This is a genomic window from Streptomyces sp. YPW6, from assembly GCF_018866325.1.
Taxonomy (GTDB): domain Bacteria; phylum Actinomycetota; class Actinomycetes; order Streptomycetales; family Streptomycetaceae; genus Streptomyces.
The window spans coordinates 2994136-3018953 of record NZ_CP076457.1; the positions used below are offsets into that span (position 1 = coordinate 2994136).

General features: G+C 73.2%; 23 protein-coding genes and 1 pseudogene. 15 read left to right on the forward strand and 9 right to left on the reverse strand.

Annotated features, from left to right (window positions below; genetic code table 11):
- Positions 1–228 precede the first annotated feature (228 nt).
- On the reverse strand, positions 229–1122 hold the full coding sequence (locus KME66_RS13025; protein ID WP_216322010.1) for a menaquinone biosynthetic enzyme MqnA/MqnD family protein: 894 nt from the start codon (positions 1120–1122) through the stop codon (positions 229–231).
- A 357-nt stretch (positions 1123–1479) separates the two neighbouring features.
- Here KME66_RS13025 and KME66_RS13030 point away from each other — a divergent pair, with 357 nt between their 5' ends.
- Complete coding sequence (locus tag KME66_RS13030) at positions 1480–1683, forward strand: cold-shock protein (RefSeq protein ID WP_003967102.1); 204 nt, start codon at positions 1480–1482, stop codon at positions 1681–1683.
- A gap of 173 nt (positions 1684–1856) precedes the next feature.
- Complete coding sequence (locus KME66_RS13035; RefSeq protein WP_216322013.1) at positions 1857–2681, forward strand: MerR family transcriptional regulator; 825 nt, start codon at positions 1857–1859, stop codon at positions 2679–2681.
- A gap of 48 nt (positions 2682–2729) precedes the next feature.
- Here the strand turns inward: KME66_RS13035 and KME66_RS13040 are convergent, their stop codons facing one another.
- A complete protein-coding gene (locus KME66_RS13040; protein ID WP_216322018.1) occupies positions 2730–3950 on the reverse strand; it encodes an amidohydrolase family protein in 1221 nt (406 codons plus the stop codon).
- Positions 3951–4263: 313 nt separating this feature from the next.
- Between KME66_RS13040 and KME66_RS13045 the strand changes: the two genes are divergently transcribed.
- Both KME66_RS13045 and KME66_RS13050 read left to right on the forward strand, forming a co-directional pair.
- A complete protein-coding gene (locus tag KME66_RS13045; protein ID WP_073219942.1) occupies positions 4264–7218 on the forward strand; it encodes a BTAD domain-containing putative transcriptional regulator in 2955 nt (984 codons plus the stop codon).
- A gap of 204 nt (positions 7219–7422) precedes the next feature.
- Positions 7423–7578, forward strand: a complete 156-nt coding sequence (locus KME66_RS13050; RefSeq protein WP_178378977.1) for a hypothetical protein — start codon at positions 7423–7425, stop codon at positions 7576–7578.
- 139 nt (positions 7579–7717) lie between these two features.
- On the opposite strand, the gene KME66_RS13055 is transcribed toward KME66_RS13050, so the two are convergent.
- Both KME66_RS13055 and KME66_RS13060 read right to left on the reverse strand, forming a co-directional pair.
- Complete coding sequence (locus tag KME66_RS13055) at positions 7718–7981, reverse strand: hypothetical protein (RefSeq protein ID WP_216329815.1); 264 nt, start codon at positions 7979–7981, stop codon at positions 7718–7720.
- Positions 7982–7989: 8 nt separating this feature from the next.
- Entirely contained in the window at positions 7990–9546 is a 1557-nt protein-coding gene (locus KME66_RS13060; protein WP_216322021.1) for a FadD3 family acyl-CoA ligase, read from the reverse strand.
- 99 nt (positions 9547–9645) lie between these two features.
- Between KME66_RS13060 and KME66_RS13065 the strand changes: the two genes are divergently transcribed.
- Genes KME66_RS13065 through KME66_RS13075 form a run of 3 tightly spaced genes read left to right on the forward strand, consistent with a single transcriptional unit; the run spans position 9646 to position 12039 of the window.
- Positions 9646–10794 (forward strand): lipid-transfer protein, encoded by a 1149-nt coding sequence (locus KME66_RS13065; protein ID WP_216322024.1) that lies wholly within the window; start codon positions 9646–9648, stop codon positions 10792–10794.
- 9 nt (positions 10795–10803) lie between these two features.
- Positions 10804–11259, forward strand: a complete 456-nt coding sequence (locus KME66_RS13070; protein ID WP_216322027.1) for a Zn-ribbon domain-containing OB-fold protein — start codon at positions 10804–10806, stop codon at positions 11257–11259.
- A gap of 3 nt (positions 11260–11262) precedes the next feature.
- A complete protein-coding gene (locus tag KME66_RS13075; protein WP_216322031.1) occupies positions 11263–12039 on the forward strand; it encodes an enoyl-CoA hydratase/isomerase family protein in 777 nt (258 codons plus the stop codon).
- A 76-nt stretch (positions 12040–12115) separates the two neighbouring features.
- Here the strand turns inward: KME66_RS13075 and KME66_RS13080 are convergent, their stop codons facing one another.
- The gene (locus KME66_RS13080) at positions 12116–12655 is read right to left on the reverse strand and encodes a hypothetical protein (RefSeq protein WP_216322035.1); all 540 of its coding nucleotides are present in this window, start codon (positions 12653–12655) and stop codon (positions 12116–12118) included.
- Positions 12656–12867: 212 nt separating this feature from the next.
- Here KME66_RS13080 and KME66_RS13085 point away from each other — a divergent pair, with 212 nt between their 5' ends.
- Positions 12868–13557 (forward strand): hypothetical protein, encoded by a 690-nt coding sequence (locus tag KME66_RS13085; protein ID WP_073219925.1) that lies wholly within the window; start codon positions 12868–12870, stop codon positions 13555–13557.
- Between the two features lie 87 nt (positions 13558–13644).
- Here the strand turns inward: KME66_RS13085 and KME66_RS13090 are convergent.
- Together KME66_RS13090 and KME66_RS13095 are read right to left on the reverse strand one after the other, a co-directional pair.
- Positions 13645–16067 (reverse strand): annotated as a pseudogene (locus KME66_RS13090) (PQQ-binding-like beta-propeller repeat protein).
- A gap of 185 nt (positions 16068–16252) precedes the next feature.
- Positions 16253–17053 (reverse strand): VOC family protein, encoded by an 801-nt coding sequence (locus KME66_RS13095; RefSeq protein WP_216322038.1) that lies wholly within the window; start codon positions 17051–17053, stop codon positions 16253–16255.
- Positions 17054–17425: 372 nt separating this feature from the next.
- Here KME66_RS13095 and KME66_RS13100 point away from each other — a divergent pair, with 372 nt between their 5' ends.
- Positions 17426–18073 carry a TetR family transcriptional regulator gene (locus KME66_RS13100; protein ID WP_216322040.1) on the forward strand — a complete coding sequence of 216 codons (648 nt, stop codon included), beginning with the start codon at positions 17426–17428 and terminating at the stop codon, positions 18071–18073.
- A 150-nt stretch (positions 18074–18223) separates the two neighbouring features.
- Here KME66_RS13100 and KME66_RS13105 read toward each other — a convergent pair whose 3' ends face one another.
- Together KME66_RS13105 and KME66_RS13110 are read right to left on the reverse strand one after the other, a co-directional pair.
- Complete coding sequence (locus tag KME66_RS13105; RefSeq protein ID WP_073219917.1) at positions 18224–18709, reverse strand: nitroreductase family deazaflavin-dependent oxidoreductase; 486 nt, start codon at positions 18707–18709, stop codon at positions 18224–18226.
- A complete protein-coding gene (locus tag KME66_RS13110; RefSeq protein WP_216322041.1) occupies positions 18706–20007 on the reverse strand; it encodes an acyl-CoA dehydrogenase family protein in 1302 nt (433 codons plus the stop codon). The genes KME66_RS13105 and KME66_RS13110 overlap by 4 nt, the downstream gene beginning before the upstream one ends.
- Before the next feature lie 164 nt (positions 20008–20171).
- Between KME66_RS13110 and KME66_RS13115 the strand changes: the two genes are divergently transcribed.
- The 6 genes from KME66_RS13115 (at position 20172) to KME66_RS13140 (ending at position 24794) form a co-directional block, all read left to right on the forward strand.
- Positions 20172–21344 (forward strand): acetyl-CoA acetyltransferase, encoded by a 1173-nt coding sequence (locus KME66_RS13115; protein ID WP_216322043.1) that lies wholly within the window; start codon positions 20172–20174, stop codon positions 21342–21344.
- A 364-nt stretch (positions 21345–21708) separates the two neighbouring features.
- Positions 21709–22395 carry a pyridoxal 5'-phosphate synthase gene (locus KME66_RS13120; protein WP_253208315.1) on the forward strand — a complete coding sequence of 229 codons (687 nt, stop codon included), beginning with the start codon at positions 21709–21711 and terminating at the stop codon, positions 22393–22395.
- A 171-nt stretch (positions 22396–22566) separates the two neighbouring features.
- Positions 22567–23475: a zinc metalloprotease HtpX gene (htpX, locus tag KME66_RS13125; protein WP_216322045.1), complete on the forward strand. Its 909-nt coding sequence runs from the start codon at positions 22567–22569 to the stop codon at positions 23473–23475.
- Between the two features lie 38 nt (positions 23476–23513).
- The gene (locus KME66_RS13130; protein ID WP_216322047.1) at positions 23514–24107 is read left to right on the forward strand and encodes a hypothetical protein; all 594 of its coding nucleotides are present in this window, start codon (positions 23514–23516) and stop codon (positions 24105–24107) included.
- A gap of 61 nt (positions 24108–24168) precedes the next feature.
- Positions 24169–24468 carry a hypothetical protein gene (locus tag KME66_RS13135; RefSeq protein WP_216322049.1) on the forward strand — a complete coding sequence of 100 codons (300 nt, stop codon included), beginning with the start codon at positions 24169–24171 and terminating at the stop codon, positions 24466–24468.
- A 5-nt stretch (positions 24469–24473) separates the two neighbouring features.
- A complete protein-coding gene (locus KME66_RS13140) occupies positions 24474–24794 on the forward strand; it encodes a type II toxin-antitoxin system PemK/MazF family toxin (RefSeq protein WP_253208316.1) in 321 nt (106 codons plus the stop codon).
- Positions 24795–24818: the final 24 nt, after the last annotated feature.

The window sequence follows — 24818 nt, forward strand, 5'->3', positions numbered from 1 at the left end:
AACCGTGGACGGTCATCCCTGTGGCTGGTCCGGACCCGGACCGAAGCCTAGGGGGCGCCACCGGCGCGGTCACCGGGAAACGGCCGGACCATTCCCCCGTCTCCGGCCAGGAGGGGATCTTTTCGCCCCGGGGAAAGGCGCGAATGTGTTGTTCCGCCACGCACCTTTCCCTGCCCGGTACGCCTATCCGGCAGACCTGTTCCGGGAAGGGATAAGGGAATTCCCCCTTTAGCGTTCCGTCGTCCGGACGCCGAGCAGCTCCACCCGGACGTCCGCCGGGTAACCGGTGTCCGCGCCCGTGCGGCGGGCGAACTCGCGGACGCCGGCGAGCTGGTCCGGGCCGAAGCGGAAGTCGAGCGTCGTGAAGTACCGCTCCAGCACCTTCGCGTCGAACGCCTCCCAGCGGGCCGCCTGCTCCGCGACCTTGGCGACCTCCTCCAGGGAGAGGTCCCGGGAGGCCAGGAACGCCTCGTGGACCCGGGACGTCGGCTCGGGGTGCGCGGCGAGGAAGTCCTTGCGGGCCGCCCAGACGGCGAAGACGAACGGCAGGCCCGTCCACTCCTTCCACATCTGGCCCAGGTCGTGGACCTGGAGCCCGAGCCGGGGCGCGTCGTGCAGGTTGGCGCGCAGCGCGGCGTCGCCGATCAGCACGGCGGCGTCCGCCTCCTGCATCATCAGGCCCAGGTCGGGGGGACAGGTGTAGTAGTCGGGCCGGACGCCGTAGCGCTCGGCCAGCAGCAGCTGGGCCAGCCGCACCGAGGTGCGGGAGGTCGAACCGAGCGCCACCCGGGCGCGGTCGAGCTGCTCCAGCGGGAGCTGGGAGACGATCACACAGGACATGACGGGCCCGTCGCAGCCGACCGCGATGTCGGGGAAGGCCACCAGGTCGTCGGCGTTGCGCAGGTACTCCACGAGGGTGACCGGGCCGATGTCCAGGTCTCCCCTGATCAGCTGCTCGCTGAGCCGCTCCGGGGTGTCCTTGGAGAGCTCCAGGTCGAGCAGGGTTCCCGTCCGCGCCAGGCCCCAGTAGAGGGGGAGGCAGTTCAGGAACTGGATGTGGCCCACGCGGGGCCGGCTGCGACGGTCGTCGCCTTCGCGGGGGGAGACGGTTGAATTGTCCACATCGCGAGGCTAGACCCGCACCGGTGCACGAGCACCACCGGGGCCCGTGCACCCCCCCTTTCCGCTCCCCGCTCCGGGGGCCCTTCCGAGGTCCTTCGGAAGGGCCCCCGGAGGACCTTCCGAAGGGCACTTCGCGGGGCCTCCCGCAGGCCGTCCGGCGGGGCGGTCAAACCTTCGGGTGAAGTGATCTTTCCCTCTACCGCTCTCCCGAGACTGCGTGCTAGGCTCGCCGCAAGTTGCAGTTTGGTTTCCCTTGCAGTACAGAGCCTGCGGAGCATGTGACCCGCAGGCTTTTGTAGTTTTCAGACTTGTTTGCAGGTTCTGGAGCAGGGCAACCCTTTGGCCCAAGGAGGGCTTATGGCTACCGGAACCGTCAAGTGGTTCAACGCTGAAAAGGGCTTCGGCTTCATCGCCCAGGACGGCGGCGGCCCGGATGTCTTCGTTCACTACTCCGCGATCAACGCGTCCGGGTTCCGCTCCCTCGAGGAGAACCAGGTCGTGAACTTCGACGTCACTCAGGGGCCCAAGGGTCCGCAGGCTGAGAACGTCACCCCGGCCTAGTTGCCCGGGTCGGCCGATCGCGGTCGCACAGAGCAGTACCCAAGGAGCCCCGCTCCCCCGCTTCGGCGGAGGAGCGGGGCTCCTGCCCGTGCACGGTCCGGATCGCGGTCCCGGACCGGCCCCGGGACCGTGCTTGACCTTGACCCCGTGTGAAGGGGTGGTGTGGAGCCGTCATGTTCACCATCGGAGACTTCGCCAGGTACGGACGGGTGTCGCCCCGGATGCTGCGTCACTACGACGCCATCGGGCTGCTGCGCCCGGACCGCACCGACCCCGCCACCGGCTACCGCTTCTACGGCGCGGCCCAGCTCGCCCGGCTCAACCGGATCCTCGCACTCAAGGACCTCGGCTTCACGCTCCAGCAGGTGGGGGCGGTCCTGGACGAGCAGGTGGGCCCGGAGGAGCTGCGCGGGATGCTGCGGCTGCGCCGGGCGGAGCTGGCGGAGGCGGCGGCAGCCGCGGCGGCGCGGCTGGCCCGGGTCGAGGCGAGGCTCCGGTCGATCGAGAGCGAGGGGCGCATGCCTGCCGAAGACGTCGTGATCAAGACCGTTCCCGCGGTCCGGGTGGCCGAGCTGACCGGGACGGCCGCGAGCTACCAGCCGCAGGACATCGGGCCGGTGATCGGCCCGCTGTACGAGCGGCTCTTCCCGCTCCTGGAGGGCGCGGGCATCCGGCCCACCGGCCCCGGGATCGCCCGGTACGAGGACGAGCCCGGGGGCGGCGGGATCGTCGTGCACGCCGGGGTGACCGTGTCGGCCCCGGTGGGCGCGGCCGGGGACACGGAGGCGCGGGTGGTGGAGCTGCCGGCCTTCGAGGCGGCGACGGTCGTGCACCGGGGCGCGATGGACGACGTACTGCCGGCGGCCAACACCCTGGCGCGCTGGCTGGAGGCCAACGGCTACCGTTCCACGGGGTACGCCCGCGAGGTCAGCCTGGAGTGTCCGCCGGACCGGACGGGGTGGGTGACGGAGCTTCAGGAGCCGGTGGCGAAGGTCTGACGCACCGGGGGTACGGGGCGGAGGGCCCCGCTCCGTGCCCACCGACGCTCACGGGCCCGCCCAGAGGCCGTCCGGCGTGAGCCCCAGCAGCTCGATGGCGTTGCCGCGGACGATCCGCTCGACGACGTCCGGGGGCAGGTGCCCCATCTGCGCCTCGCCGACCTCGCGGGAGCGGGGCCAGGTGGAGTCGGAGTGCGGGTAGTCCGTCTCGTAGAGGACGTTGCCGACGCCGATCGCGTCGAGGTTCCTCAGCCCGAAGGCGTCGTCGAAGAAGCAGCCGTGGACGTGCTCGGCGAAGAGTTCGGACGGGGGGCGGTGGACCTTCCCGGCGACGCCGCCCCAGGCGCGGTTCTCCTCCCAGACCACGTCGGCGCGCTCCAGGATGTAGGGGATCCAGCCGATCTGCCCCTCCGCGTACATGATCCTGAGGTTGGGGAAGCGTTCGAACTTGCCGCTCATCAGCCAGTCGACCATCGAGAAGCAGCAGTTGGCGAAGGTGATGGTGGAGCCGACGGCGGGCGGGGCGTCGGCCGAGGTGGACGGCATCCGCGACGACGAGCCGATGTGCATGGCGATGACGGTGCCCGTCTCGTCGCAGGCCGCGAGGAGCGGATCCCAGTCGTCCGCATGTATGGACGGAAGCCCGAGATGGGGAGGTATCTCGGAGAACGCGACGGCGCGCACGCCCCGCGCGGCGTTGCGCCGCACCTCGGCGGCGGCGAGCTCCGCGTCCCACAGCGGGATGAGGGTGAGGGGGATGAGGCGCCCGTGCGCCTCGGGGCCGCACCACTCCTCCACCATCCAGTCGTTGTAGGCGCGTACGCCGAGGAGCCCCAGCTCGCGGTCCTTGGCCTCGGTGAACGTCTGCCCGCAGAAGCGCGGGAAGGTCGGGAAGCAGAGCGCGGACTGGACGTGGTTGACGTCCATGTCGGCGAGCCGGTCGGGGACCGAGTAGGAGCCGGGCCGCATCTGCTCGTAGGTGATGATCTCCAGCTTGATCTCGTCCCTGTCGTAGCCGACGGCGGTGTCCAGCCGGGTGAGCGGGCGGTGCAGGTCCTCGTACACCCACCAGTCGCCCACCGGACCGTCGTCGCCCCTGGCGCCCATCACGGGCGCGAACTTTCCGCCCAGGAAGGTCATTTCCTTCAGGGGCGCGCGCACGACGCGCGGGCCGGAGTCCGCGTACCGGGACGGGAGCCGGTCCCGCCAGACATGAGCGGGCTCCACCGTGTGGTCGTCCACCGAGATGATCTTCGGGAAGGTCTCCATGCGTTCCACGGTAGCGCCGATCTGACGAACCGTCAGCTCTTGTGCGGGCACGGCCCGGCAGCACGGCGGTGAGCGCGGCGGGAGCGTGCGACGGGGCACGGTTCCCGAATCGTTGTCGAGGGCTTGTGCAGAGCGTCACCCACTGCTGACGAGGCAGCCCGGGACAAGGCAGACTGTTGAGCGCGATACCAGCGGTACCGCGCCATCCGGATGCCCACCGCACTTCGGCGCACGGCGGGCATGCGGGCGCGGGCACCACCGGCAGGATCCGCAGACGAGCGGGACCGGCAGGCGAGCAGGACAGGGGGCATCAATGGACCGTGACGGCGGGCCACGCGTGCGCGTACCGGAGCAGCGTGCTCCGGAGAAACCGGGTACGGGGGACGCTCTCAGGTTCACCGTGCTGGGCCCCGTACGGGCCTGGCGGGGCCCGGAGCTGCTCTCCTCCGGCTCGCCCCAGCAGCGGGCCCTGCTGGCCGCGCTGCTGCTGCGCGAGGGGCGGACGGCCACCGCGGGCGAGCTGATCGACGCGTTCTGGGGCGAGGACCCGCCCTCGCAGGCACTGGCCACGATCCGGACCTACGCCTCCCGGCTGCGCAAGATCCTCGGCCAGGACACGCTGGTCAGCGAGTCCGGCGGGTACGCGATCCGGATCGACCGGAGCGCGCTGGACCTCACCCTGGCCCAGGACCTGGCGGCCGAGGCGGAGAAGGCGCGGGCGGCCGGGGAGCGGTGCCAGGCGCGCACCCTGATCAACAAGGTGCTGGGCCTGTGGGACGGCGAGGCGCTGGCGTCCGTTCCCGGCCCGTACGCGGACAACCAGCGGACCCGGCTGGAGGAGTGGCGGCTCCAGCTCACCGAGACGCGGCTCGACCTGGACCTGGAGGTCGGCTGCCACGCGGAGGCGGTGTCCGAGCTGACCGCGCTCACCGCGGCGCACCCGCTGCGCGAGCGGATGCGCGAGCTGCTGATGGTGGCGCTGTACCGCAGCGGGCGGCAGGCCGAGGCACTCGCGGTGTACGCGGACACCCGGCGGCTCCTCGCGGAGGAGCTGGGGGTGGACCCGCGCCCCGAACTGGCCCAGCTCCAGCAGCGCATCCTGCGCGCCGACGAGGAGCTGGCCCGCCCGGTGGACGAACCGGCCCCGGCGCCCGCGCCGTTGAGGCCGGCGCAGCTCCCCGCCACCGTGCCCGACTTCACCGGCAGGTCCGCGTTCGTGACGGAGCTCGGGAGCCGGCTGGCCACCGCCGAGGGTTCGGTCATGGCGGTCTCCGCGGTGGCGGGGATCGGCGGCGTCGGCAAGACGACGCTGGCGGTGCACGTCGCCCACCAGGCCCGCAGGCACTTCCCGGACGGACAGCTGTACGTCGACCTCCAGGGCGCGGGGGCGCGGGCCGCCGAACCGGAGACGGTCCTCGGCTCGTTCCTGCGCGCGCTGGGCACGGCGGACTCGGCGATCCCGGACACGCTGGACGAGCGGGCCGCGCTGTACCGCTCGGCGCTGGACGGCCGCCGTGTCCTGATCCTCCTGGACAACGCGCACGACGCGGCCCAGATCCGCCCGTTGCTGCCCGGCACTCCGGGGTGCGCGGCGCTGGTGACGAGCCGGGTGCGGATGGTGGACCTGGCCGGGGCGCACCTGGTGGACCTGGACGTGATGTCTCCGGAGGAGGCGCTCCAGCTCTTCACCCGGATCGTGGGCGCGGAGCGGGTGGGCTCGGAGCGGGAGGCGGCCCTGGACGTGGTGGCCGCGTGCGGCTTCCTGCCGCTGGCCATCCGCATCGCCGCCTCCCGCCTGGCGGCGCGCCGCACCTGGACGGTGTCGGTGCTCGCCGCGAAGCTCGCGGACGAGCGGCGGCGGCTGGACGAGCTCCAGGCGGGGGACCTCGCGGTGAAGGCCACGTTCGAGCTCGGCTACGGCCAGCTGGAACCCTCCCAGGCCCGCGCCTTCCGCCTCCTGGGCCTCGCGGACGGCCCGGACATCTCCCTCGCCGCGGCCGCCGCCCTGCTCGACCTGGACCCGCACACGGCGGAGGACCTCCTGGAGGCCCTGGTGGACACGAGCCTGGTGGAGTCCGCCGCCCCGGGCCGCTACCGCTACCACGACCTGGTCCGCCTCTACGCGCGTGCGTGCGCGGAGCGGGACGAGCGGGCGGTGGAGCGGGAGTCGGCGGTGTCGCGGCTGCTGGACTTCTATCTGGCCACGGCCGCGGGGGTGTACGCGCTGGAGCGGCCGGGGGACCGGCTGGTGGACCACCTGGAGCCGACGGACCACGCGGGCCTCGTCTTCGCCGACCGGCACGCGGCCCTGGACTGGCTGTACACGGAGGCGACGAACCTGCTGGCCTGCGTACGCCAGGTGGCGCGCCCGGCCACCCTGCGCCGTGCGGTGGACCTGCTGTACGCCGCCCTGGACCTGGGCGAGTCGGGCGCCAACGCGAAGCAGTACGAAGCGGCGGCCGCGACCGTGCGCGAGGCCGCACGCGAGTGCGGCGACCCCCGGGCGGAGAGCCGGGCCGTCATGTCGCTCGCCAACGCGCACCAGTTGGCGGGCCGGTTCGACCACGCGGACCAGGGGGCCGAGGAGGCGATGCGGCTGGCCGAAACCGCCCAGGACCTGCTGGCGGTCAGCTGGGCCGCCAACGCCCGGGGCATCATCGCGCTCTACCACAGCCGCCACCAGGACGGCGAAGCCTTCCTGAACCAGGCGATCGACGCGTTCCGCAGCGACGGCAACCAGCCGGGCGAGGCGAGCGCCCTGTGCAACCTCTCCCGCATCCACCTGGCCACGGGACGCACCGGCAGTGCGATCACGCTGGCCCGCTCCGGCATCGAGATCTACGACTCCCTGGGACACGCCCTGCGCGGCGCGAACGGCCGCTACGCCCTGGGCATGGCGCTGACCCAGAGCGGCGAGTTCGCGGCCGCCACCGCGAAGCTGACCGAGGCGCTGGAGATATTCCGTGACAGCCGCCAGCGGCTCTGGGAGGGCATGGCCCTGTTCCGGCTGGCGGAGGTGGACATCGCGTCCGGGCAGCCCGCGCAGGCCGCCCAGTACGCGGAGCTGGCGCTGACCGTCCTGCGGGGCATCGGCGGCGAGTGGCGGCGGGGAAACGTCCTGACCGTGCTGGGCCGTGCGCTGGCGGGCATAGGCCAGACCGGCCGTGCACAGGTCTGCTGGAACGAGGCGCTGGGCATCTACGACGACCTCGCCGCACCGGAGGCGGACGGTGTCCGCTCCCTGCTGACGAGCATCGCGGCGCACTGAAACGGGCTCGTTCATCGTTCGTTTATCGCCGCCCGCCATGCTCGTTCCTGTCGATCCGTCGCGTCGGGGGGCAGACGGGGGCGACATCGGGTGCGCCACTAAGGTGAGCGGCCCCAAGAGGCCCGCCCAGCCGTCCACGGGGGAACAGCTGGACGGGCCTCGCCAACCCACTGCGCACCGCACCGAGAGAAGGAGTTGACCGACATGGCCGACGCCACGAAGAAGGACCCGGTCTTCAAGCCCGCCGACCAGCACGCGACCGGCGAGCCGATGACGACGCAGGACCAGCACGCGACGTCGGAGCCGATGACGACGCAGGACCAGCACGCGACGTCGGAGCCGTTCAAGCCGAAGCCGTAGGCCTCCCCGACGGGGACACGGGGGAAGCGATCACGGCGACGCCGAGGGGGAGCCGCCGAGGTCGCGGTACGGGGGAATGTGTGAGGGGCCCGAGACGGGGGAAACGCTCGGGCCCCTCATGCGTGTCCGGGGGCGGGGCCTACAGGCCGCGCACCTGAACCCTCTTCGCGCACGGCTTCCCCATGTCGTCCACGTCGGACGTGAACAGCGCCGTCCGGCCCTGCTGACGGTTCGCGAGCGCCGCGAGCGCCGCGTCGACGGCGTACTTGCGGCCGTGGAGGCCGGCCTCGCGGAGCTCCTCCGGCAGGGTGACGGTGTACTTCTTAGTTGCCGTACTCTCGGCCGTACCGCCAAACGCGGGCAGGCCCCACTCCTCCTCACCCCACCCGGGGAAGCCGGACAAGCGGTCCCCTACCCCCGCCCCCGCAGCTCCCCCTTCATCACCTTGCCGCTCGCGTTGCGCGGGAGTTCCGGGACGAACTCCACCGCCCTCGGGACCTTGAAGTTCGCCATCTCGCGGCGGGACCAGGCGATCAGGTCGTCCGCCGTGAGCGTCGCGCCCCGGCGGCGGACCGCGTAGGCCTTGCCGACCTCGCCGAGGCGCGGGTCCGGGACGCCGACGACCGCGACGTCGGCCACGTCCGGGTGGAGGCCGAGAAGCTGCTCTATCTCGGCCGGATACGCGTTGAAGCCGCCCACGATGAACATGTCCTTGATCCGGTCCGTGATCCGCAGGTTGCCCGCGGCGTCCAGGACGCCCACGTCGCCGGTGCGGAGCCAGCCGTCCTCGGTCATCGTGGCGGCCGTCGTGTCCGGGTCCTCGAAGTAGCCGCTCATCACGGTGAAGCCGCGCACCTGGACCTCGCCCGGGACGCCCGGGTCCGCCAGGACGCGGACCTCGGTGCCGGGGATCGCCCGGCCCGAGGTGGTCGCCACGGTCTCCGGGGCGTCGTCCCGGCGGCACATCGTGACGATGCCGCTCGCCTCGGAGAGGCCGTACGCCGTGAGGACCGTGGCGATGCCCAGCTCGACGCGCAGGCGCTCCACGAGCTGGAGGGGGACCACCGCCGCACCGGTCACCACCAGGCGCAGGGCCGACAGGTCGTGCGCCGCGCGGGCCGGGTGGTCCAGCAGGGACTGGTGGAGGGTCGGCGGTCCTGGCAGGACCGAGATGCGTTCCGCCGCGATGTTCGCCAGCACCGTGTCCACGTTGAACACCGGCTGCGGCACCATCGTGGCCCCCCGCATCAGGCAGGCGATGATGCCCGCCTTGTAGCCGAAGGTGTGGAAGAAGGGGTTCACGATCAGATAGCGGTCGCCCTCGCGCAGGCCCGCCAGGTCGCTCCAGATCCCGTACGCGCGCAGGGTCTGGGCGTGGGTGATCACCGCCCCCTTGGGGGCGCCCGTCGTGCCCGAGGTGTAGATGATGTCGGAGGGGGAGGAAGGGGCGACCGCCGCCGCCCGGTCCCGGACCGCCGAGGACTCCACCCCCTCCCCTGCCGCCAGGAACTCCGGCCAGCTCGTGTAGTCCTCCGGGGCCGTGTCCGCGAGGACCACCACCCGCTCCAGGTCCGGCAGCCTCACCTCCGCCCGGCGCAGCGACGCCACGTACGACGTGCCCAGGAACGTCCCCGTCACGAACAGCAGCCTGGCCCGGCTGCGCCGCAGGATGTGCGCCGCCTCCGCGCCCTTGAAGCGGGTGTTGAGCGGGACCAGCACCGCGCCCGCGCTCACGGCCCCGAGCGCCGAGACGATCCACTCCGTCGTGTTCGGGGCCCAGACTGCGACCCGGTCCCCCGGCTCCACCCCGGCGGCCATGCACGCGGCCGCCGCGCGCTCCACCCGGTCGCCCAGCTCGGCGTAGGAGAGCCGGGTGCGGCCGTCGGCCACCGCCTCGGCCGGGCCGTACCGCATCGCCGCCGCCCGCACCAGCCCGGGGATGCTGCCCCACTCCTCGTCGCCCCGCATCACGCGCCCGCCTTCCGCCGCCGCACCAGCTGACTATCCGTCAGATTAGCGGTAGCCTCTGCCGCTGTCAGCAGCGGCGACGGTGCGGGAGGTCAGCGGATGGCGACGCTCAAGGACGCGACGGCGATAGCCGGGATAGGGCAGACGGCGTTCGCGAAACGCCTTCCGGAGTCCGAGAGGACGCTCGCCTGCCGGGCGGTCCTCGCCGCCCTCGACGACGCGGGCATCGCCCCCTCGGAGGTCGACGCCTTCGCCTCGTACACCATGGAGGAGACCGACGAGGTCGAACTCGCCAAGGCGATCGGGGCCGGGGACGTCACCTTCTTCAGCAGGGCGGGGTACGGCGGGGGCGGCTCCTGCGCCACCCTCGGCCATCTCGCCGCCGCCATCGCCACCGGCCAGGCGAGCGTCGGGGTCGCCTGGCGGTCCCGCAAGCGCGGGTCCGGTCCCCGGCCGTGGAGGAACACCACCGTCCAGCTCCCCACTCCCGCCCAGTGGACCCGGCCCTACGGGCTGCTGCGGCCCGCCGACGAGATCGGCATGCTCGCCCGGCGCTACCTGCACGAGTACGGGGCCACCCGGGACCACCTCTTCAACGTCGCCCTCGCCTGCCGCAACCGGGCCAACCAGAACCCGGACGCGGTCATGTACGACCGCCCGCTGACCCGCGAGATGTACATGACCTCCCGCTGGATCAGCGAACCGCTCTGCCTCTTCGACAACTGTCTGGAGACGGACGGGGCGTTGGCCTGCGTCATCGTCTCCGCCGAGCGCGCCCGGGACTGCCGGCACAAGCCCGTCTACCTCCACTCCGTCGCGCAGGGGCTGCCCGCCCAGCACCACGGGATGGTCAACTACTGGAACGACGACCCGCTCACCGGACCCGCCTGGACGGCAGCCCGACAACTCTGGAAGCAGGCCGACTTCGGCCCGGACGACGTCCATGTGGCCCAGATCTACGACGCGTTCACCCCGCTCGTCCCGCTGTCCCTGGAGGGCTACGGCTTCTGCGCGCGCGGCGAGGGCGGCGCGTTCACCGAGGGCGGGGCGCTGGAGAGCGGCGGGCGGCTGCCGATCAACACCGGCGGAGGCGGGCTGAGCGAGGCGTACGTCCACGGCTTCAACCTCATCACCGAGGGCGTCAAGCAACTGCGCGGCACCTCCACCGCCCAGGTGCCGGACGCCGCCACCTGCCTGGTCACCGCCGGTGAGGGTGTGCCGACATCCGCCGTCCTGCTGAGGAGTTGAGGCAGTCCCATGAGCATGAGCGATTCCCCGCTGCTGCCCGTCGTCGACGAGGACGGCGCGCCCTTCTGGGAGTACGCCGCCCGCGGCGAACTCCGCGTCCAGGCCTGCGCGTCCCCCGCCTGCGGCGAGCTCCGCTTCCCGCCCCGGCCTTGCTGCCCGCACTGCGGGTCGTTCGCCGGCGAGTGGCGGCTGATGAGCGGGCGCGGACGGCTCTGGTCGTACGTGGTCCCGCACCCGCCGCTCCTCCCCGCCTACGCCGAACAGGCCCCGTACAACGCGGTGCTGGTGGAGCTGGCGGAGGCCCCGCGGATCCGGCTCGCCGGGAACGTCGTCGCCTCCCCCGGCGCACCGCTGAACTCCGTCGACCCGGCACGGCTGCGGATCGGGGCTCCGGTGCGGGCCGCCTTCTGCCCGGCGGGGCCCGACGGCCGGGTCACCCTCGTCCGCTGGCTCCTGGAGCGATGAGCCATGGCCCTGCGCATCGAGCGGGAGGCCGCGCCCGGAGTCGTCCTCGTCGCCCTCGACCGACCCGCGAAGCTCAACGCGATCGACCTGGAGACCGCCGGGGAACTCACCTCGCTGTGGCAGGAGTTGCGGTACGACGAGAGCGTACGGGCCGCCGTCCTCACCGGAACCGGGACCCGCGCCTTCTGCACGGGGATCGACCGGGGGGCCGAGGTCCCGCAGCCTCCCTCCCCGTACGCCGTCGACGACCCGCTCCTGCGCGTCGGGCCCAAGGCGAACGACCTGTGGAAGCCGGTGATCGCGGCGGTGGAGGGGATGGCCTGCGGCGGGGCGTTCTACCTGCTGGGTGAGGCGGAGTTCGTCGTCGCCTCCCGGGAGGCGACGTTCTTCGACCCGCACACGGCGTACGGGATGGTCCCCGCGTACGAGGCGGTCGCGATGGCCCAGCGCATGCCGTACGGGGAAGTCGCCCGGATGTCCCTCATGGGCACGGCGGAACGGGTGAGCGCCGAGCGGGCCCACGCGGTCGGGCTGGTCAGCGAGGTCACGGAGCCGGGCGGCGCGGCGGCGGCGGCGCTGCGCTCGGCGGCCGTGATCGCGGCGTACCCGACGGACGCGGTACAGGGCACGGTCCGGGCGGTGTGGTCCGCGAAGGAGGCGGCCAGGACCCAGGCGATGGCCCAGGCCCCGGCGCTGATCGCCCTCGGCAACCTGCCCCCGGACCGACAGGCGGAACTGTTCGCGGCGCGGTGCGGGGGCGGGCGGCCCCGGGTGCGGTGAGCAGGGTGCGGTGAGCAGGCGGGCCCTGCGCAGATGGGCCGCGCGTAGGCGGGCCCTGCGCAGGCGGGCCGTGCGCTCAGAGCACCTTGGCGGTCACTTCGCAGCGCTTGACCCGGGACACCTTGCCGGGGCTCTCCATCCGTACGGTGAGCGTGCGGAACTCGCCGGTGTCGAGGGTCGCGGTGGCATCGGCCGTGTCGACGGTGTTGCCGCGGGCGTCGACGAACCGCACGTCGATCTCGTACTCCTGCGTGTACGGATCGTTCGCCCGCACCTCGATCAGCGACGAGGTGACCGCCTTGCGCTTGCCCTCGCGCGGCGCGGCACACCGGATGACCCGGACGTCGGCGACGTCGTCGGACGCGGTGGGTGCCGGGGTCTCGGAGGAGCCGGACGAACCGGAGGACGAGGAGTCGTAGTCGTCGTCGTGGTCGTCGTCGTGCGTGCCGCGGTAGCCGTTGTTGCTCTTCTTCGAGTTGGAGCAGCCGCCGCCCGAACTGCTGCTCTTGCCGCTCCGGCTCTTGCTCTTGCCGCTGCCGGCGGTGGTCGAGAATCCGGTGAGCGCGAGCACCACCACGACCAGGACCGCCGCGAGCTTCATCTGTCGCCGCATCATGGATGCAGCCCCCCTTGCGTGTCGTTGCCGTACGTCTGACTGTCGTGCGTCGCGCCACGGGCGTGCGTCGTGCCCCTCAGCATGCCGTGCGCGACCACCCCTTCGCGTCATGACCCTGTCACGGTCCGGTCATGGTCTGCGTGGCGGGGGTGATCGTCCGGGCGTAGCGTCGGTGACGGGGGCCGTTCGCGTACGCCCCTGGAGGCCTGACGATGATCCGCAACGTCCTCGGCTCCCTCGTCGCCCTCGCCGGGGCGGCGTCGGCCGTGCTGAGCCCGTTCCGCGACTGGTACGCCGGGCGGGTCGGGCGCGACTACCGCGTGGCGGACCTCTTCGGGGGGATCACCGCCACCGGGTCGGGGGTGCTGGTCTCGATCCTGCTGCCCTTCCTGGGGGCGGCGCTGCTGGTGGTCCTGGGCGTGCTGCTCCGGTCGCGGCTCGTGGTCGCCCTCGCGGGCCTGGTGGTGCTCGGCTTCACGGTCCTGTGGATGGTCCGCCAGGGGCAGGCCGCGGGATCGCTGGTGGTGGGCGGCGGCGGGGCGGGGTTGCAGGTGGGGGTGGCCAACGCACTGGCGGGCGGGGCGCTGATGCTGATCGGGGCGCTGCTGATGAGCGGCCGGCGGAGCCGGCGGGAGCGGCGGGCGGTGCGGGATCGGGAGCCGGTGGAGCCGTTCGCCGTGCCGGCGGCCGATCAGGTGGACACCTGGCCGCCGACGCAGGAGCCGGGGATGTCCGTGCAGACGTCGCCGTGGCCGGAGCCGGAGGTGGACCCCTACACGGGTCCCGATCCCCATGACCCCCGTACGCGGTCGTATCCGCGGGCTCCCTACCCGGAGGGCGACCCCCGGGACCCGGTGCACCCGCCCCACCGGCCGCCGCCTCCTCCGCCCCCGCAGGGCTGACGCCCGCCCCCGTCAGGGGTTCCGTCCGCGACCGCCGGACGGGCTCGCCCGAGCGCGTCCGACCGGTGGAGGCCGGAAGGAGGGGGCTCAGGTCCGCGCCCGGTTCCCCGTGCCCGTGCCCTTCAGCGCGTCCAGCGCGTACACGCAGCGGTCCTTGCTGCACGCGTACACCACGCCCGCCCGCGCCACGGGCGAGCCCGTGATCTCGCCGCCCGTCGCCAGCTTCCAGCGGAGCTGGCCGCCCGCCGCGTCCAGGGTGTACAGCACGTGGTCCGCCGAGCCGAAGTGGACCCGGCCGTCCGCCACCACCGGCGCGCCCACCACGTCGCCGCCCGCCGCGAAGCGCCACTTCGGGGTGCCGGTGACCGCGTCCAGGGTGTAGAGCGCGCTGCCGCTGCCGACGTGCACGTTGCCCACCGCGACCAGCACCGGTTCGACGGAGGACCGGGCCTCCGTGGCGATCCGCCAGCGGTCCTTGCCGGTCGTCGCGTCCAGCGCGTACACCGTGCCGAGGTAGTCCGCGAGGTACACCCCGCCGCCGGTCACCGCCGGGCCCGGCGCGAACGCGGGCGGGGAGAGGAAGACCGCCGGGGCCTCGAAGTGCCAGCGCACCCGGCCGGAGCCGGTCTCCACCGCCAGCACCCGGGTGCCCGCCGCGACGTAGACGTAGCCGTCGTCGGCCGGGGTGACCCGGACCGGAACGCCGCCGCAGGAGGCCGCGTCGCCGACCGGGTACGACCAGCGCTCCAGGCCCGTCCGGGCGTCGAGCGCGCGCAGCCGGGCGTCCTGCCAGACGTACACCGTGCCGTCGTGGATGACCGGCCCGGCCTCCGCCGTCTCGAAGTCGGTCTGCGCGCCGGTGACTTCCCACAGCTTCTCGCCGCTGGACGCCTCCCAGCCCTGCACACCGCCGCCCCGGGTCGCGGTCAGGACCGTGCCCCGGTCGGCCTTGAGGGCGTACACCCAGGCGTCGGTCGAAAGACGCCACTGCTCGGCGCCGGTCGTGGCGTCCAGCGCGTACAGCGAGGGACCGTCGGACGCGTGGATCCTGCCGCCTTCGACGGCCATCGCCCAGGCCACGTCCCGGGTCTTGAACTGGCGTCGGCCGTTGCCCACGTCCAGCGCGTGGACCTCGAAGGACGTCACGTACAGCAGATCGCCGGAGACGACGGGCGTGCCCCACACGTCGTTGGACATGCGGAAGCGCCAGGGCCGCCACCGGTCGGGGGCGGGTGCGTCCGGGGCGGGGCCCGGGGCCGGCACGGGCGCGGCGGGTGCCGTGGCCGCGGGGGAGGCACCGTTGACCCCGGCGGGCGGGCGGACCCAGCCGGTCGCGGGGGCCGGGTGCGAGGCGGCCGCGCCGCGCCCGTCCCCGCCCGTGGTCCGGGGCCGATCGGCACCTTCGCGCCGGGCAGCCGGACGGGCCCGCTGTCGGGAGCGGAGGGCCCGGCCGAGGGGACCGGGGCGGGCCCGCCGGACAGCGGCGAGGGCGAGGCCAGCGGGGAGGGCGAGCGCAGATCGGCCCCACTGCGCCAGGCGGTGTCCGGTTCCGGGGCCCTGGGGCTGCCGCGGGGCGGCGGGGGTGACACGGGGGCCGCGGGCGGCGCGGTCCGCCCGCCGCCCCGGCGCGCCTCGATCATCGCGGTGGCCCGGGCCGGCAGCCAGGCCGAGGCCGTACCGCTGTCGTCGCCGCCGGAGGCGAAGAGGTGCGGGGCGAGCTGGGACTGGAGGTCGGCGGGGCTGGGCCGCCGGGTGGCGTCCATCTGCATGCAGGACTCGATCAGCGGCCGCAGGTCGTCCGGGAGCCCTGCCAGGTCGGGCCCCTCGCGCAGCAGCATGAACACCGTCTCGACCGGGTTGGCCCCGTGGAAGGGGGCGTGCCCGGTGGCGGCGAAGACGAGGGTGGAGCCGAGCGAGAAGACGTCGCTCGCCCCGGTGACGCTGCGGGAGTCCCGGGCCTGCTCGGGCGACATGTACGCGGGCGTGCCGACGGCGACGTTCGTCATGGTCAGGCGGGTGTTGGAGACGCCGGACGCGATGCCGAAGTCGATCACCCGGGGGCCGTCCTCGACGACGAGGACGTTGGACGGCTTCAGGTCGCGGTGGACGAGGCCCGCGCCGTGGATGGACTGGAGGGCCTCGGCGATCCCGGCGGCCAGCCAGCGCACGGCCTGCGTCGGCATGGGGCCGCACTCGTTCACTATCTCTTCGAGCGAGGGCGCGGGCACATAGGCGGTGGCGAGCCAGGGCACGGCGGCGCGCGGGTCGGCGTCGACCACGGCGGCGGTGTAGAACCCGCTGACGGCGCGGGCGGCCTCGACCTCGCGCGTGAAGCGCACCCGGAAGAGCTGGTCCTCGGCGAGCTCGGTCCGCACCGTCTTGATCGCCACCCGCCGGCCGGACGCCGAGCGTGCGAGATAGACCAGCCCCATGCCGCCGGCCCCGAGCCGTCCCAGCACCTCGAACGGGCCGATCCGTCTGGGGTCGTGCTGCGTCAGCTGCTCCACCACTTGCCTGCCACCCTCCCGTACGGACCTCGGCGTCGAGGTCCGCGTATTACCGCCCGGTCGAATCCCGCCCTGCGCGCACCCCGATTCTTCCTGGCGCGGGCCCCGGTTGCGAACCCGGGGGCGGATCGGGGTGTCCCATGTCACTTCATCCCGTATGCGCACACACCGGTTGCCCGGTGACGGGATCAGCTCGCGGGCTGCAGTACGGCGAAGGCGGCCCCCTGGTCGTCGTGGAGCACGGCCATCCGTCCGTAGGGGATGTCGAAGGGCGGCTGGACGACGCGCCCGCCGAGCTGTACGGCGAGTTCGGCGGCGGCGTCGCAGTCGGCGACGGCGAAGTAGATGAGGAAGTAGCTCGGCATCTCGGCCGGGAAGGCGTCCGTGATGACGCTGCGGCCGCCGACGGCGGTGTCCGGGCCGGGTTCGACGCCCTCGGGGGACCACATCCGGAAGTCGACGAGCGCTTCGGAGTCGCCGGAGACGTCGTGGCCCGCCTCGTCCAGGTCGGTGCCGCTGAAGCCGAAGACCTTCTCGTAGAAGGGGTCCACCCGGTCCGGCTGCCGGGTGTAGACCTCGGTCCAGCAGAAGGAGCCGGGGTCGTTCTGCTTCTCGAAGCCCGCGCGCTCCTCCGGCTGCCAGAGCCCGAAGACCGCGCCCCCGGGGTCGGCCGCCTCCGCCACGATCCCGGCGGCCCCCGCCCGGACCGGGTCGGTGATGATCTGGCCGCCGTGCTCGCGGATCGCGGCGACGGTGGCCCGGATGTCGTCGGTGGAGAAGTAGACGCCCCAGGCCGTGGGCATCCGGCCGTCCTTCTTGGCGGCCAGCGCGGCGACCAGGCGGCCGTCGCTGAGCGCGTCCGCGAAGGGCATGCCGTCGCCCGCCCGGAAGGTCCAGCCGAAGAGCCCGCCGTAGAAGCGCTTGCCCGCTTCGAGGTCGGAGAGCTGCACGTCCGCCCAGCACGGCGCGGAATGCGCGAATGCGGCCATGGGACCGGGTCCTTCCGTAGCAGTGACGCCGACGATGACATCGTGACGTCGTGACGCCCGTCACAGTCAACGTAACGTCGCCTCCGGCCCCGCGCGCCCCGACGCACGGCGAACGCGCGACGGACGCCCCCTGGGGAACATGTGACCGGTCGGTGATGGGGCCGCCCGGCATGTGGACGAAAGTTGTCCACCGACGTTATCCACAGGCTGTTGATAACATTTACCGTACGTAACATCCCCAGCTCCCGCGGCCTCTGCGGACGGCGGCCGAAAACCGCCGCCCCCACCCCCGGGCACACCGCCGGTCCTGCGCCGTTCCCCATTTGCAGTCGGCCGAATAGCGCTCCCATCACCCCTCGGTAAGCTGACGGCATGACAGGACAAGTACGCACCGTCGACGGCCGCGTGGCCGGTCGACGCGGTCAGGCGACGCGGCAGAAGCTGCTCGACTGCCTCAGCGAGATGCTCAGCTCCTCGCCGTACCGGGACGTCAAAGTCATCGACGTCGCCCGGAAGGCCGGGACTTCACCCGCGACTTTCTACCAGTACTTCCCCGACGTGGAGGGCGCCGTCCTCGAAATCGCCGAGGACGTCGCCAAGGAGGGTGCCGGGCTGACCGAACTGGTCGCCGGACGCTCCTGGGTCGGCAAGGCCGGCTGGGCCACCGCCGAGCAACTCGTCGAGGGGTTCCTCGACTTCTGGCGGCACAACGACGCGATCCTCCGCGTGATCGACCTCGGCGCGGCCGAGGGGGACAAACGGTTCTACAAGATCCGCATGAAGATCCTGAACTCGGTCACCAACTCCCTCACGGAATCGGTGAAGGAGCTCCAGAGCAAGGGCAAGGTCGACAAGGACGTCAGCCCGGCGGCGATGGCGGGCTCACTGGTGGCGATGCTGGCCGCGGTCGCCTCGCACCAGAAGGGCTTCACCACCTGGGGCGTCAAGCAGGCCGAACTGCGCCCGAACCTGGCACTGTTGGTCCACCTCGGCATCACCGGCAAGAAGCCGGTGAAGTAGGCCCACCCCGCCCCGTCCTGTCTCACCGACGGCGGACCGCCCACGCACCCACGCGGGTGGTCCGCCGTCGGCGTCCCCGGACGACGCCCACGGCCGCCGCTCCGGCCGCCCTTCCTGCGGCTCCGGCCGCTCCGGCCGCCACCCCTGCGGCTACCGCCGCTCCAGGCGGAACAGCCTGATCTGCCGCTCCACCCTCCGCTGGTACGCCGCGTACGGCGGCCAGAACGCGAGCGCGGCCTCCCACACCCGGGCCCGCTCCTCGCCCTCCAGCAGGGTCGCGCGTACGGGGATGTCCCGGCCGCGCCAGTTGACGACGGCCTCGTCCCCGCGGGCCAGCAGGTTCGCGGTCCAGGCCGGGTGACCCGTACGGCCGAAGTTGCTGCCGACCAGAATCCAGGCGCCCTCCACCTCCCCCTCGGGCATGCAGGCCAGCGGAGTGGTCCTCGGGCGGCCCGTCCGCGCCCCCGGCACCGTGAGGACGAGCCCCGGCAGCATCCGGGCGCTGAGCAGCACCCTCCCCCGGGTGAGCCGGTGCACGGCCCGGTCCAGGACGGGGACCACATGCGGGGCGATCAGCGCGAAACCCCGGGCCGAGGAGATCCGCTGGACCAGCCGCACCCCCCGGGCGGCGGTCACCGGACACCCGCCCCGGCGGCGGGCCCGGAATCGGCGGCGGTGGGCCCGGAATCGGTGACGGTGGGCAGCGAGGCGGTGGTGGACTGCGAGGCGGTGGCGCGCCGCGAAGCGGTGGTGGACTGCGAGGCGGTGGTGGCGGGCCCGAAGAGGCCGGCCCGTTCCGCCGCGTGGTCGCGCAGCCGGTGGACCGGCCCGAAGAGGAGTTCGTCGCCCGCCGCCCGTTTGAGGTAGCGGTGCGCCTCGTGCTCCCAGGTGAAGCCGATGCCGCCGTGCAGCTGGACGGCCTCGCCGGTGGTGATCCTGGCCGCCTCCAGGGCCTGGGCGAGGGCGAGCGGTCCGGCCTCGGGGTCGCGGGCCGCGTGGTACGCGGCGGAGCGGGCCGCCTCGACCCGGACGTACAGGTCGGCGAGGCGGTGCTTGACGGCCTGGAACGAGCCGACGGCCCTGCCGAACTGTTCGCGCGCCTTCACGTACTCCACGGTGCGCTCCAGGGCGCTCGCCGCCGCCCCGACCGCCTCGGCGGCGAGGATCGCGGCGACCGTGCGCCCGGCGTCGGCGAGGGCGGCGGCCACATCGGCGGCATCGTCCGCACCGAGCGGCTCGGCGGGGGTGTCGCGCAGTTCGAGGCGGGCCAGGGGGCGGGTCTCGTCGAGGGCGGTGAGCCGGGTGCGGACGAGCCCGGGTGCGTCACCGGGGACCAGGAACAGCTGCGTACGGCTGCGCGGGTATCCCCCGGCGTGGGCGGCGACCAGGAGCAGCCCGGCACTGTGCCCGTCCAGGACCCGGCCCGCCTCCCCGTAGAGCCGCCGCCCGCCCGCCGCCCCGCGGACCTGGACGCCGCCGGCCCGGCCGCCGCCCGCCCAGGCCCCGTCGAGGTTGTCGCCGGTGAGGCCGAGGGCGGTGGCGAGTGAGCCGCCGGGGAGGGCGAGCGCGGCGGTCAGGGTCCCGTCGGCGATCCGGGGCAGGTGAGCGGCCCGCTGCTCCGGGGTGCCGAGGGCGGCGATCAGGGGTGCGGCGAGGGCGGTGGTGGCGAGGAGCGGGGAGGGCAGCAGCGCCCGCCCGGTCTCCTCGCAGGCGAGGGCCAGCTCGGTGGCGGTGCAGCCGGCCCCGCCGTACTCCTCCGCGAGCGCGAGGCCCGGCAGCCCGAGGTCCCGGGCGAGCCTGCGCCACAGGGCCGGGTCGTAGCCCTCGGCGGTGTGCACGGCGGCGGGGATCGCGCCGGGTCCGCCGTGCCGGGCGAGCAGGTCGCGCAGGGTGCGGCGGATCTCGCGCTGTTCCGCGGTGAGGGCGGTGTCCATCGGCGGGCTCCTTCCACCCGGGGCACCCGACGACCCCGGATCTGACGATCCGTCATACTAGGGAGAGGGGAGGGGAATTCCCAGAGTCGCGCACACACGCGGGACGAGGAAGCCATCACGCGCGCACGGTTGCACGACCCCGCATCTGATGTACCGTCAGATTCATGCCTGCCTCCCGCTCCCGCAAGGTCGCCGTCGCCGGTGTGGCACTCGCGGACTGCGGCCGCGTGGACGACGCCACGCCGTACGCCCTGCACGCCCAGGCCGCCCGCCGCGCCCTCGCCGACTCCGGCCTCGACCGCTCGGCCGTCGACGGCTTCGCCTCGGCGGGGCTCGGGACGCTGGCCCCGGTGGAGGTCGCGGAGTATCTGGGACTGCGGCCCACCTGGGTCGACTCGACGGCGGTGGGCGGCGCCACCTGGGAGGTGATGGCCGCCCACGCGGCGGACGCCATCGCCGCGGGCCGGGCCCGGGCCGTGCTCCTGGTCTACGGCTCGACAGCGCGGGCCGACATCAGGGCGGGCCGCCGCACGTCGAACCTGTCGTTCGGGGCGCGCGGGCCCGCCCAGTTCGAGGTGCCGTACGGGCACAGCCTGGTCGCCAAGTACGCGATGGCCGCCCGCCGCCACATGCACGCGTACGGCACGACGCTGGAGCAGCTCGCCGAGGTGGCGGTGACGGCGCGGGCGAACGCGGCGGCGAACCCGGAGGCGATGTTCCGGGAGCCGGTCACGGTGGACGAGGTGCTGTCGGGACCCATGATCGCGGACCCGTTCACCAAGCTGCACTGCTGCATCCGCAGCGACGGGGGATGCGCGGTGCTGCTGGCGGCCGAGGAGTACGTACCGGACACGGCGAAGGCCCCGGTGTGGATCCTCGGGACCGGGGAACACACCTCGCACGCCACGATGTCCGAGTGGGAGGACTTCACGGTCTCCCCCGCCGCCGTCTCCGGCCGCCTGGCCTTCGAGCGGGCCGGGGTGCGGCCGGCCGACATCGATCTGGCCGAGATCTACGACGCGTTCACGTACATGACGCTGGTGACGCTGGAGGACCTGGGCTTCTGCGCGAAGGGCGAGGGCGGCGCGTTCGTCGAGAAGGGCCGCACCGGGCTGCGCGGGGAACTCCCGGTGAACACGGACGGCGGCGGCCTGTCCGCCTGCCACCCCGGGATGCGCGGGCTGTTCCTGCTGGTGGAGGCGGTACGGCAACTGCGCGGGGAGGCAGGCGCCCGGCAGGTGGTGAGGGCCGGGGGCGGGCTGCCGGAGCTGGCGGTGGCGTCGGGGACGGGCGGCTGGTTCTGCTCCTCGGGGACGGTGGTGCTGGGACGGGGGTGAGGGCTCCGCCCTCGCAGCCCGACGACGGTGACCCTGCTCGCCGGGCCCATGCGGTCGTCGGCGTTGCGGGTGAGGAGCGGCAGCCCGGACCGACGCGAGGGGCACGACGGGCACGACGTATACGACGGACGCGACGGACGCCACGGACGCCACGGACGCCACGGACGCCACGGACGCGATCGTCAGGTCCATGCGGCGCGGGCCTGGACCGCGTCACACGGACCCCGAGGGCGAGCGCGACGAGGGTCCCGTACCGCGCGGCGGTGTCCCCGTCGAAGGGCGGCGGCTCGCGGTCCGCCACGGCCGCGCCCGGTTTCTCCGTCGGGCCGCACGGCCCGACGGCTCCATGCGGTCCAATGACCCCATGACCGACGACACCGCCCAGCGCTCCTTCCGCGACCTCCTGCACGCCCAGCGCGTCTGGGACACCGAGCTGCCCGCCTTCGATCCGGAGTCCGCCCCGCCGGGGCCCCTCGCCCTCTTCCACGGCTGGTTCGCCGAGGCCGTGGCGGCGGGACAGCCCGAGCCGCACGCGATGTCGCTGGCCACGGCCGACGCCGAGGGCCTGCCCGACGTCCGCACGCTGCTCCTGCACGGCGCGGACGAGCGGGGCTGGCACTTCGCCTCCCACGCCACCAGCGCCAAGGGCCACCAGCTCGCCGCCCGTCCGCACGCCGCGCTCGGCTTCTACTGGCCCGCGCAGGGCCGGCAGGTACGGGTCCGGGGCCCGGTCGTCCGCTGCACCCCGGCCGAGAGCCACGCCGACCTGCACGCCCGGTCCACCGGGGCACTGGCCGCCGCGCTGACCGGGTCACAGAGCGAGGTCGTGGACGCGGTGGCGACCCTCCACCGAACGGCGGACGCGGCCTGGGACCGGGCGGTGGCGGAGCCGGACGCGGAGGCCCCGACCTGGACCCGGTACGTCGTCGAGCCGGCCGAGGTCGAGTTCTTCCAGGGCGACGCCCGGCGCCGCCACATCCGGCTGCGCTACCGCCGCACCGAGGGCGCGGGGAGCGGCGGCGACTGGACGCGGGAGCTGCTCTGGCCCTGACCGGAGCAGGCGGCTGGACACGGGAGCCGATCCGGCCCTGACCGGCACAGGCGGCTGGACGCGGGAGCTGCTCCGGCCCTGACCAGAGCAGGCGGCTGCACACAGCACGTTTATCCGGTTCTCACCGTAAAGGGGCACTATGGGAGACAGCCGAGCTGTTGGGAGGCACCGATGCCACGAGCCCGCTCCCGTTACGCCCCCGACCGGGGTCTGACCGGCCGCATGGTCACCACCATGTTCCTGATCGGTCTGCTCTACGTCGTCTTCGTGGGCGTGCTCCTCGCGGCCCTGCGGGGCTCCTGGCCGATCATCCTGATCATCACGGGCGGCATGTTCATCGCCCAGTTCTGGTTCAGCGACCGCATCGCCGCGTACGGCATGGGGGCCCGCGAGGTCACCCCCGAACAGGCCCCCGAGCTGCACGGCGCCATCGACCGCATCTGCGCGCTGGCGGACATGCCGAAGCCGAAGGTGGCGATCGCCGAGAGCGACGTGCCGAACGCGTTCGCCACCGGCCGCAGCGAGAAAACGGCCCTGGTCTGCGCGACGACGGGCCTGCTGCGCCGACTGGAGCCGGAGGAGCTGGAGGGAGTCCTCGCCCACGAGATGTCGCACGTCGCGCACCGGGACGTGGCGGTCATGACCATCGCCTCGTTCCTCGGCGTACTGGCCGGGATCATCACCCGGATCGCCCTGTGGGGCGGCTTCGCGCGCAGCCGCCCCGGCAACGACCCGGCGGGCATCCTGCTTCTCCTGATCCCGCTGATCAGCGCCGTCGTGTACGCGATCAGCTTCCTGCTGACCCGGCTGCTCTCCCGCTACCGCGAGCTCTCCGCCGACCGGGCCGCCGCCCTGCTCACCGGCCGCCCCTCCGCGCTCGCCTCCGCCCTGACGAAGGTCAGCGGGCAGATGGCCCGCATCCCGACGGAGGACCTGCGGAAGGCGGAGCCGTACAACGCGTTCTACTTCATGCCCGCGTTCTCCGCGAAGGAGAGCATGAGCCGGCTGTTCTCCTCGCACCCGACGCTGGAACAGCGCCTGGACCAGCTGTCCCGGATCTCCGCCGACCTGTCCCGCTGAACCCGTCCGAACCATCGAGCGCTGAAGGAGTCACGCCCGTGGGCCTGCTCGACGCGATCCTCGGCCGGAGCAAACCGGTCCGCCCCGACCTCGACCAGCTCTTCGCCGTCCCCTCCGCCGCCCTCACCCTCCAGGCCGCCACCGGCTTCACTCCGACCGGCCGGGGGTCGGTCTGTTTCGCGGGTGTGGAGGGCGGCGGCTTCGCGCGCCTCCAGGAGGACGTACGGGACCTGCTGGACGCGGACACGGAACGCGGCGGCATCCCGGTGGAGTTCAGCCGGGACGCGTACGGCTACACCTGGCTGCTGGCCACCCATCCGGCCGACGACACGGCGGGCCTGGTCAACGACCTGCACGCGGTCAACACGATGCTCCAGGACGGCGGCTTCGGCCCGCACCTGCTCTGCTCGCTGATCGGCTTCCGGGACCCGGAGTCAGCGGACGGCCGGTCGCTGGCGCTCGTCTACCTCTACAAACGCGGCACGTTCTACCCGTTCGCCCCGCTGCCCGGCACCGCCGAGAAGCGCGACAACCAGCTGGAACTCCAGGTCCGGGGCGCCCTCGGCGACGACCTCCGGGTGGAGAAGGACCTGTCCCGGTGGTTCCCGGTGTGGGGGGCGCCGGGGCTGTGAGCCAGATTGCAGCACATAGTGCAGCTTGCATTGCTGCAGAATCTGCCGCATGCTGGGCGTCATGGCGAACACGAAGGTCCGCAAGAGTGTCCCCCTCAGCCAAGAGGACCAGGCCCACATCGAGCGTCTCCGAACGGCCGGGTCACCGGAACACGAGGCACTTGAGCAGATGGCGGGCATAAGGCTGTCCGACGACGCCTCGGAAGCCGAGACTCTTCACGCCCTTCTGACTGCTGGACGCATCGCCGTGACCGAGCACGCCATGCTCACCGGCTATGCCGCTCTGGCCGCCGCCCAGGACGACGAGGACGCCTCCACGCGTCGCGCCATGCGAGCCCGCAGCGCTCGACTGGAGGACTGACCTCCGTGAGCAACGCACCCACCCCCATCCGAGGCCGGGTCTACATGGCCGACATCGGCAATGGGCGCAAACCCTGGCTCGTCGTCTCCAACAACGCTCGCAACCGAGCCCTGCAGGACTGCCTGGCGGTCCGGCTCACCACCAGCACGAAGCCCGAGTTGCCGACGATCATCGAACTCGGGTCGGCGGACCCCCTTGTGGGACGTGCGCTCTGCGACGACGTAGCCCTGCTGTACCGCACCGACTTGGAGGAGGACCGCGGTGCGTTGTCCCCTCAGACCATGATGAAGGTCTCGGCAGGACTGCGCGCCGCACTCGCACTCTAGGAAGCCGAGGCACGGGGGCCGCGC

Excerpts from the sequence above, each read along its gene's own strand:
- KME66_RS13030 (WP_003967102.1), top strand. The coding sequence starts at position 1,480 with ATGGCTACCGGAACCGTCAAGTGGTTCAACGCTGAAAAGGGCTTCGGC.
- KME66_RS13035 (WP_216322013.1), top strand. The coding sequence starts at position 1,857 with ATGTTCACCATCGGAGACTTCGCCAGGTACGGACGGGTGTCGCCCCGG.
- KME66_RS13040 (WP_216322018.1), bottom strand. The coding sequence starts at position 3,950 with ATGGAGACCTTCCCGAAGATCATCTCGGTGGACGACCACACGGTGGAG.
- KME66_RS13045 (WP_073219942.1), top strand. The coding sequence starts at position 4,264 with ATGGACCGTGACGGCGGGCCACGCGTGCGCGTACCGGAGCAGCGTGCT.
- KME66_RS13050 (WP_178378977.1), top strand. The coding sequence starts at position 7,423 with ATGGCCGACGCCACGAAGAAGGACCCGGTCTTCAAGCCCGCCGACCAG.
- KME66_RS13060 (WP_216322021.1), bottom strand. The coding sequence starts at position 9,546 with ATGCGGGGCGACGAGGAGTGGGGCAGCATCCCCGGGCTGGTGCGGGCG.
- KME66_RS13065 (WP_216322024.1), top strand. The coding sequence starts at position 9,646 with ATGGCGACGCTCAAGGACGCGACGGCGATAGCCGGGATAGGGCAGACG.
- KME66_RS13070 (WP_216322027.1), top strand. The coding sequence starts at position 10,804 with ATGAGCATGAGCGATTCCCCGCTGCTGCCCGTCGTCGACGAGGACGGC.
- KME66_RS13075 (WP_216322031.1), top strand. The coding sequence starts at position 11,263 with ATGGCCCTGCGCATCGAGCGGGAGGCCGCGCCCGGAGTCGTCCTCGTC.
- KME66_RS13080 (WP_216322035.1), bottom strand. The coding sequence starts at position 12,655 with ATGATGCGGCGACAGATGAAGCTCGCGGCGGTCCTGGTCGTGGTGGTG.
- KME66_RS13085 (WP_073219925.1), top strand. The coding sequence starts at position 12,868 with ATGATCCGCAACGTCCTCGGCTCCCTCGTCGCCCTCGCCGGGGCGGCG.
- KME66_RS13095 (WP_216322038.1), bottom strand. The coding sequence starts at position 17,053 with ATGGCCGCATTCGCGCATTCCGCGCCGTGCTGGGCGGACGTGCAGCTC.
- KME66_RS13100 (WP_216322040.1), top strand. The coding sequence starts at position 17,426 with ATGACAGGACAAGTACGCACCGTCGACGGCCGCGTGGCCGGTCGACGC.
- KME66_RS13110 (WP_216322041.1), bottom strand. The coding sequence starts at position 20,007 with ATGGACACCGCCCTCACCGCGGAACAGCGCGAGATCCGCCGCACCCTG.
- KME66_RS13115 (WP_216322043.1), top strand. The coding sequence starts at position 20,172 with ATGCCTGCCTCCCGCTCCCGCAAGGTCGCCGTCGCCGGTGTGGCACTC.
- KME66_RS13120 (WP_253208315.1), top strand. The coding sequence starts at position 21,709 with ATGACCGACGACACCGCCCAGCGCTCCTTCCGCGACCTCCTGCACGCC.
- htpX (WP_216322045.1), top strand. The coding sequence starts at position 22,567 with ATGCCACGAGCCCGCTCCCGTTACGCCCCCGACCGGGGTCTGACCGGC.
- KME66_RS13135 (WP_216322049.1), top strand. The coding sequence starts at position 24,169 with ATGGCGAACACGAAGGTCCGCAAGAGTGTCCCCCTCAGCCAAGAGGAC.